The sequence below is a fragment of the Shewanella sp. A22 genome (assembly GCF_053850585.1).
Window position 1 is genome coordinate 1 of sequence record NZ_JBSQBN010000192.1, and the last position, 5,267, is coordinate 5,267.

The following is a 5,267-nucleotide window of genomic DNA, read 5'->3' on the forward strand; positions in this document are numbered from 1 at the left end:
CCCTCCTTTCCCCCGTAGGGCGTATGCGGTATTAGCAGTCGTTTCCAACTGTTATCCCCCTCGACTGGGCAGATCCCTAGGCATTACTCACCCGTCCGCCGCTCGTCAGCAAAGTAGCAAGCTACTTTCTGTTACCGCTCGACTTGCATGTGTTAGGCCTGCCGCCAGCGTTCAATCTGAGCCATGATCAAACTCTTCAATTAAAGTTTTTTGAAATATTCGTTTAGGAATATTTCGGCTCAATGAATTCTACTGTCATAATTCGCTTCGCTCAAAGAGCTAACGAGTTATTCACTACATTGCTGTAGTGTCATATTACTATGAACATTCTCATCATCGAGTTAAATTTTTGATTGCCTACATTCCGAAGAACAGAAGACAATTTCGAATAACTCAATACCTGTGAATGTCCACACAGATTTCTTGTTTGAATTGTTAAAGAGCGTTGATGCCGTATTTCGTGCATCGCCGTTAGACGCTAGGTCGTTGGCTTGGGAGGCGTATTTTACGCTTTCCCGGGTTGGCGTCAAGTGTTTTTTCAAACTTTCTTTTCGCTGTTGAACTCTGTGTTTTGAAGCACTTAATTCAACCTCACTCGGTGACCGATTTCGCTGTCTGCCGTGTCAGTGGATGCGCATTATAGGCACCACAAGATTTTGTGCAACCCCTTTTTTATGGATTCCATAGAAAATACGTCTAAGCGGACATTTATCCAACAAACACGCATCAAAACGGTCAAAAATAGAACATAACCGCCTCAAATCCGACATTTATGGTGTGTTGGTTCAATTCAGAAAGATTAACTATAGTACAAAATAGAGCAAATTGAACCTTGCGATGAAAAAGGTGACATTTTACTCGCTTGAGGAACACACCATACTTGTATAGCGTTATGGATGGATAATAAGCAGTCGTATTGTCGATAACATGACGCTTTTAAATTCCAGTGCTAGTCAGACTTATCTTGTTGTGGCCCTGTATTATCTAATGTTGATTTCGATGCTTCATTTACAGAGTTACTTCGTTGGACTGGAGAGTCAACTTGCTGCGTATTATTTTCAGAAGCTAGCTCATCACCTAGAATATGTTCCACCTTAAGCTTTTTGATGGTTTTAATGGTAATAAAGGGACCAGACAGAGCATATATATAGAAGCCAAGACACAGGATGATTGCAGGCTCAACGGAAATAACAACAAATACGCCAACTAGAAGCAGCATGACAACAAAATTGACTTTACCACGCCAGTCAACCTCTTTGAAAGAATGATATCTAAAATTACTCACCATCAATAATCCGGTTATTGCTGTTATAAAAGCAACGATATAGCTAATATTTGTTGGGTCTATTTCATATTTACTGCCACTCCAAATACTTCCTGCAATTAACGCTGCCGCAGCCGGACTAGCAAGCCCTTGAAAATAACGTTTATCGGCAACACCAACCTGAGTATTAAAACGTGCCAGTCTTAATGCAGCACAAGCACAATAAATAAATGATGCAAGCCAACCAATTTTACCTAAGTCTTGTAAAGCCCAGTTGTACACTAATAACGCAGGAGCCATACCAAACGATACCATATCAGCCATACTGTCATATTCTGCACCAAAATCACTTTGCGTATTAGTCAGTCTAGCGACTCGCCCATCAAGACCATCGCAGATCATTGCTATAAAGATAGCGATTGCCGCTGATTCAAAATGACCATTCATCGATGATATAACAGCGTAGAAACCAGAAAATAATCCTGCTGTGGTAAACAAGTTAGGTAACAGGTAAATACCTTTGTTTTTTACTGGGTGATTAGATGAATTTTGCATACACTTTAATCATTATCGGTTGGATGTTGGATTTATACTGAAGATAGCATATTTTAAAACATTACGGCATATCAGCAATTAACACTGGGACATTCACATGGTTATTATACGTTTGATGCTTTTTATCACTGTGGCATTCAGCTCATCTTTATTGGCAACAACTATTTATACTTGGGTAGATGACACTGGCGTAGTACATTACAGTCAACAACCTCCTACTATTAAAGATGCTAACAAGATTTATAGTGAAGATATCGAGCCACCGAAAATTGGAACATACATTCCACAAAAGAAAACGTCTGTTACTGTTGAGACTGAATTAGAAAGATCGGCAAAAATTATTAATGAAGCCGACAAGCAGCAAGCCAAAGAAATCTGTGAAAGTGCTAAACACAACCTTAGCGTGTTGAAGACCCATAGCAAATTAAATCAACAAGACAAAGCATCGGGTAGAACAGTCCCAATGACAGAAGAACAGAGGCAAGCAGCAATTATTGAAAATACCGAACGAGTGAGATTGTTTTGTCAAAGTAAATAATGAAGAAAGGGAGCTAATGCTCCCTCCTCTTTTTTTAATAGCTTCAATGGATAAGGGTAAATTGCATTATTGAATGAAAGTTAGCTTACCATTTTTCACTTCTACTTTAATCATTTTGCCAGGCAGTAATTCCCCGCGGAGTAATTTTTGCGCTAATGGGTTTTCAACCTCTTGTTGCAATGCCCGCTTTAAAGGCCTTGCTCCATAAACGGGATCAAATCCAGCTTCAGCAATTAACGATAATGCATCATCTGATAATTCAATATCAAACTCTTTTTCAAGTAACCGCTTACGCAATAATTCGAATTGAATACTGGCAATATGCTTGATGTTTTCAGCATCCAAAGGATGGAACACAACAGATTCGTCTACTCGGTTTAAAAATTCAGGCCGGAAATTGTGCATCACAACTTCCATTACACTTTGCTTCATTTCATCATAACTTGCATGACCAAAACTTTCTTGAATCTTGTCTGACCCTAAGTTAGATGTCATGATTATTACTGTATTTTTAAAATCGACAGTACGACCTTGCCCGTCAGTTAAACGGCCATCATCAAGTACTTGAAGTAAAATATTAAACACGTCAGGGTGTGCTTTTTCAACCTCATCAAGCAAAATCACAGAATAAGGTTTACGACGAACGGCCTCAGTTAAATACCCTCCTTCTTCATAACCAACATATCCGGGAGGTGCACCGACTAAACGCGACACAGTATGTTTTTCCATAAACTCAGACATATCGATACGCACAAGCGCAGATTCAGTATCAAATAAAAATTTAGCCAATGATTTACATAACTCAGTTTTACCAACACCAGTAGGACCAAGAAATAGAAATGAGCCAATTGGACGTTGCGGATCGGCAAGCCCAGCACGGCTTCGACGAATGGCATTCGATACGGCATCCACTGCTTCATTTTGACCGATTACACGTTCATGCAATGCGTCCTCCATATGTAAGAGTTTTTCTCGCTCTCCTTCAAGCATTTTGGACACTGGGATACCCGTAGCTTTTGACAGTACTTCCGCAATTTCAACATCGGTGACTTTATTACGTAATAGTGTCATGTCTTGCATTTCGGCTTGCGACGCTAAATCAAGTTGTTTTTCAAGCTCCGGTATTCGACCATATTGTAACTCAGACATTCTGGTTAAATCGCCAGCACGACGAGATACCTCTAAATCCATTCTAGCTTGTTCAAGATCAGCTTTAATATGCTGGGTGCCCGCTAAGGCTGCTTTTTCAGTATGCCAAATTTCATTTAATTCAGATGCTTTACTCTCAACGTCTCTTAATTCATGTTGTAAAAAATCAAGACGTTTACGACTTGCTTCATCAGTCTCCTTACTTAACGCTTGTTCTTCTAACTTAAGCTGAATAGAACGACGTTCTAATCGATCTAGTGCTTCTGGTTTAGAGTCAATTTGCATTCTGATGCTAGACGCAGCCTCATCAATTAAGTCGATGGCTTTGTCAGGTAATTTTCTATCTGATATATATCGATGCGACATAGTTGCTGCAGCAACAATAGCTGGATCAGTTATTTCAACATGATGATGTAATTCGTAACGCTCTTTCAAACCACGCAAAATGGCAATAGTATCTTCAACGCTCGGTTCATCAACAATCACTTTTTGAAAGCGGCGCTCAAGTGCAGCATCTTTTTCGATGTACTGGCGGTATTCATCCAATGTTGTTGCACCGACACAATGCAAATCCCCACGAGCTAATGCTGGTTTAAGCATATTACCTGCATCCATTGCACCCTCGCCTTTTCCGGCGCCTACCATGGTATGCAGCTCATCAATAAAGAGGATAACTTGCCCTTCTTCTTGAGATAGTTCATTCAATACAGCTTTTAAGCGCTCTTCAAATTCACCGCGATATTTGGCTCCTGCGATTAACGCGCCCATATCCAATGATAATACCCGCTTATTTTTAATTCCTTCAGGGACTTCACCATTGACAATACGTTGGGCTAAACCTTCGACAATGGCCGTTTTACCCACACCTGGCTCACCAATTAACACAGGGTTATTTTTAGTGCGACGCTGTAATACTTGAATCGTGCGGCGAATCTCTTCATCGCGACCAATAACAGGATCTAATTTACCTTGCTCAGCACGCTCTGTTAAATCGACAGTAAATTTTTTCAATGCTTGTCGTTGATCTTCTGCATTAGGATCGTCCACTTTTTGGCCGCCTCGCATATCTTCAATGGTTTTTTCCATTAATTCTTTACTGGCGCCTGAATCTTTTAACGCTTTAGCAAGAGCATCATTATTTTCTAATGCTGCCAGCACAAAGAGTTCCGACGAGATATATTTATCTTTGCGTTTTTGTGCCAATTTATCGCATAGGTTAAGTAAACGAATTAACCCTTGCGCTAACTGAACATCACCACCAGTACCTTCCACTTGGGGTAAACGCTCTAACTCTTGGCTAATCGCTGAGCGGAGCGCACTGACTCTAATCCCGGCCTGGGTCAGCAAAGGGTGAATAGAGCCAGAATCTTGATTTAAAAGCGCCATCATTAAATGAATGGGTTCAATAAACTGATGATCGCGCCCTAATGCTAATGATTGGGCATCAGAAATGGCAATTTGGAACTTATTAGTCATACGATCGAGTCTCATATAACCTCCTAGGATCTGATACTTACAGTTATGGGAAATTAATTCAGAAATGAATAATTTGTTAACTTAAAGATGGGGGCTATTAATACAAATTCAAGCTCAAAACTTAATCTAGATCAAAAAAATGTTGTTTTTTTGAGCGCAAGTGTAACCATCCCTTATATAGATCATATTTTAAGAGAGTTTTCCTCATTTAATCGCTCATACATCTTGGGCGGTAGATCGTTCAGTGATTCATGTGGCCGATCATAATTATATTCTTCAATCCAA

4 protein-coding genes and 1 rRNA gene are annotated in these 5,267 nt (G+C 40.0%); 1 reads left to right on the forward strand and 4 read right to left on the reverse strand.

Annotation, left to right across the window (positions count from 1 at the left end; translation table 11 throughout):
- A 16S ribosomal RNA gene (locus tag ACWXWT_RS19805) occupies positions 1–203 on the reverse strand; the annotation flags it as partial.
- 746 nt (positions 204–949) lie between these two features.
- Positions 950–1,819 (reverse strand): CDP-diacylglycerol--serine O-phosphatidyltransferase, encoded by an 870-nt coding sequence (pssA, locus tag ACWXWT_RS19810; protein WP_456043290.1) that lies wholly within the window; start codon positions 1,817–1,819, stop codon positions 950–952.
- 97 nt (positions 1,820–1,916) lie between these two features.
- On the opposite strand from pssA, the gene ACWXWT_RS19815 reads away from it, so the two are divergent.
- Positions 1,917–2,357 carry a DUF4124 domain-containing protein gene (locus tag ACWXWT_RS19815; RefSeq protein WP_456043291.1) on the forward strand — a complete coding sequence of 147 codons (441 nt, stop codon included), beginning with the start codon at positions 1,917–1,919 and terminating at the stop codon, positions 2,355–2,357.
- Positions 2,358–2,423: 66 nt separating this feature from the next.
- Here the strand turns inward: ACWXWT_RS19815 and clpB are convergent, their stop codons facing one another.
- Together clpB and ACWXWT_RS19825 are read right to left on the reverse strand one after the other, a co-directional pair.
- Entirely contained in the window at positions 2,424–4,997 is a 2,574-nt protein-coding gene (clpB, locus tag ACWXWT_RS19820) for an ATP-dependent chaperone ClpB (protein ID WP_456043292.1), read from the reverse strand.
- Between the two features lie 167 nt (positions 4,998–5,164).
- The coding region (locus ACWXWT_RS19825; protein ID WP_456043293.1) for an integrase core domain-containing protein at positions 5,165–5,267 on the reverse strand (103 nt) is incomplete at its 5' end.

Bases quoted from the DNA above. Each gene is read 5' to 3' on its own strand.
- pssA (WP_456043290.1), bottom strand. From the start codon at position 1,819: ATGCAAAATTCATCTAATCACCCAGTAAAAAACAAAGGTATTTACCTG.
- ACWXWT_RS19815 (WP_456043291.1), top strand. From the start codon at position 1,917: ATGGTTATTATACGTTTGATGCTTTTTATCACTGTGGCATTCAGCTCA.
- clpB (WP_456043292.1), bottom strand. From the start codon at position 4,997: ATGAGACTCGATCGTATGACTAATAAGTTCCAAATTGCCATTTCTGAT.